Below are 2,599 nucleotides of genomic sequence, written 5' to 3'. Positions count from 1 at the left end.
CGCTCGCAGATCACCATCGCGTGGGAGGCACCAGTCGGCACCGTGCTGAACTACCACGTCAGGCCCGAATGGCTGACCATCGAGGGTGCGTACGAGAACTGGGTCGCCACCCGTGAACCACCCTTGTTCGGCACCGAACCCGATGCTCGCGTCTGGACGCTGGCAACCGAGACGCCCGACCCCGGCACGTATCCCGTGCTCGACGTGGGCGCGGGGACGGGCCGCAACAGCCTGGCCCTTGCCCGCCGCGGCCATCCCGTCGACGCGATCGAGGCGACGCCGAAATTCGCCGACATCATCCGCGCCGACGCCGCGAAGGAAAACCTCGAGGTGCGGGTGCTGGAGCGGGACGCCTTCGCGACGCTGGCCGATCTACGGCAGGACTACCAGCTGATCGTGCTGTCCGAGGTGGTGTCCGACTTCCGCACCACCGTGCAGCTGCGCGGGGTGTTCGAACTCGCCACCCACGCCCTAGCCCCCGGTGGCCAGCTGGTCTTCAACACGTTCCTGGTTCGCGATGGCTTTCAACTCAACGACGACGCACGCCAACTCGGACAGCAGCTCTATACGAGCATCTTCACCCGCGATGAGATGTTCGCTGCGGCAGAAGGTTTCCCGCTGACACTGATCACCGACGACTCGGTGTACGACTACGAGCAGGCCTACCTGCCCGAGGGGGCGTGGCCGCAGACGAGTTGGTACGCGGGTTGGGTCAGCGGTCAGGACGTATTCGACGTCGAGCGCGAGAACAGCCCGATCGAGATGCGCTGGCTGGTGTACCAGAAAGCCCATTGAGCCGGTGACGGTTCAACCGGCCCACGGGCATCCAGCGATCTGTCTCAACATGATCGTCCGCAACGAGGCACACATCGTGCACGAAGTTCTCGACGCCGTCGCACCGCACATCGCGTCCTGGGTGATCGTCGACACGGGCTCCGTCGACGGAACGCAGGACGTCATCCGCGACCACATGGCCCAGCTCGGCATCCCCGGCGAGCTCCACGAACGTCCGTGGCGCAACTTCGGCGAGAACCGCTCCGAGGCGCTCGATTTGGCGAGGGGACGCGGCGACTACATCTGGGTCATCGACGCCGACGACATGGTCACGGGCACGCCAGACTTCAGCTCGTTGACCGCCGACGTCTACGAGTTGCGCTATCACGACGGCGGCACGATGACCTACTGGCGCAAACAGGTCTTCCGCGACGGACTGCGGTGGCGCTATCACGGCGTCGTGCACGAGTTCCCGGAATGTCTCGACCCGACGCAGGGGAAGCGCCTCGACGGCGATTACCACATCGAGTCGCGTCGTCTCGGTGCCCGCAACCAGGACCCGCAGAAGTACGCCAGGGACCGAGACCTGTTGCTCGCCGAGGTCGAGCGAAATCCCGACGACGCAAGGTCGGCCTTCTATCTGGCGCAGAGCTACTTCGATCTCGGCGACTTCGAGAATGCGCAAGCGTGGTACGAGCGGCGAGCCGCGATGGGCGGGTGGGAAGAGGAAGTCTTCCGTTCCCTACACCGCGCGGCCGAGTCGATGTCCAACCTCGGCGCCCCCTGGCCCAATGTTCAGGATGCCTTCCTGCGCGCCTGGGAGTACCGGCCCGTGCGATCAGAACCCCTCCACGCGATCGCGTTCCGGTACCGACTCGACGAGCGCTACCTCCTCGGCTATCTGTTCGCCAAGCGCGCCGTCGAGGTCCCGTTCCCCGACGGAGACATCTTGTTCGTCAGCGCGGACGTCTATGCGTGGCGGGCCATGGACGAGCTGGCGGTATGCGCGTCCCGTCTGCAGAAGCACGCGGAGGCGTTCGACCTGTGCCGGCAACTGGTGGCCGGACCCGTCATCCCCGACGAAGATCGGAAAAGGATTGCGGCGAACCGTGATTGGTCGGTGCCGGCGATGCTCGACGCGGCGCTGTCCTACCCCGCAGCCGCCGCGCAGACCCTCGCCGAGGATCCGCCCGAGGCCGAAGTCACCGTCAGCATCGTCGCCGGACCGGATCGAAACGTCACCGAAGTCGCGCTCAACACGTTTCTGAATTGCTGCCTCGACGCCTCGAGGATCGACCGCGTCATCGTCTTCGACACCGGCCTGTCGGCGCAGGATCGCGCGACTCTTCTCCAGCGGTATCCGTTTCTCGAGTTCAGCGACTCACCGCCCCCGACCGACCCCGGTGCGCTCCTGACCCACATCCGCGGTGCGATCGACGGGCGGTTCTGGCTTCACCTCGGCCGCGGCTGGCAGTTCTTCGCACCGCAACACCTCATCACCCGCCTGATCGGCGTGCTTGCGGCCGAACCAGACGTGGTGCAGGTGGCGATCAACTACGGCGATGCGGCCACGCTGACCGGGGCCTGCGCACGAGAGGAGGTTGCGCGCCGAACGCCTGACGCCGGTCGTTACGTCGTGACAACCGGCGTGGCAAGAGGACCCGCGATGTTCGACACCGTGCGTCTGGATCGAGCGACCGCGGCATCGCGATCGGCGAGCCTCGACGAGGTGCTCTGCATCGGCGGCGTCTAGCCGCTAGGCGAGGCTGTCGCGGAGGAACGCGATGTCGTCCTTGCGGCCCTCGTCGGCGGTCTCACAGATCAC

2 protein-coding genes are annotated in these 2,599 nt (G+C 66.1%); both read left to right on the top strand.

Annotated elements, in window-relative coordinates:
* On the top strand, nt 1–795 hold a 795-nt coding region (locus QOD90_RS11555), incomplete at its 5' end, for a class I SAM-dependent methyltransferase (protein WP_526349733.1).
* A 4-nt stretch (nt 796–799) separates the two neighbouring features.
* Entirely contained in the window at nt 800–2,527 is a 1,728-nt protein-coding gene (locus QOD90_RS11550; protein ID WP_526349731.1) for a tetratricopeptide repeat-containing glycosyltransferase, read from the top strand.
* Nucleotides 2,528–2,599 lie beyond the last annotated feature (72 nt).

The organism is Mycobacterium sp., assembly GCF_032161845.1.
In the GTDB taxonomy this organism is placed as follows: Bacteria; Actinomycetota; Actinomycetes; order Mycobacteriales; family Mycobacteriaceae; genus Mycobacterium.
Note: the sequence above shows the minus strand (reverse complement) of the source record. Positions and strands in the feature narration are given on the sequence as shown.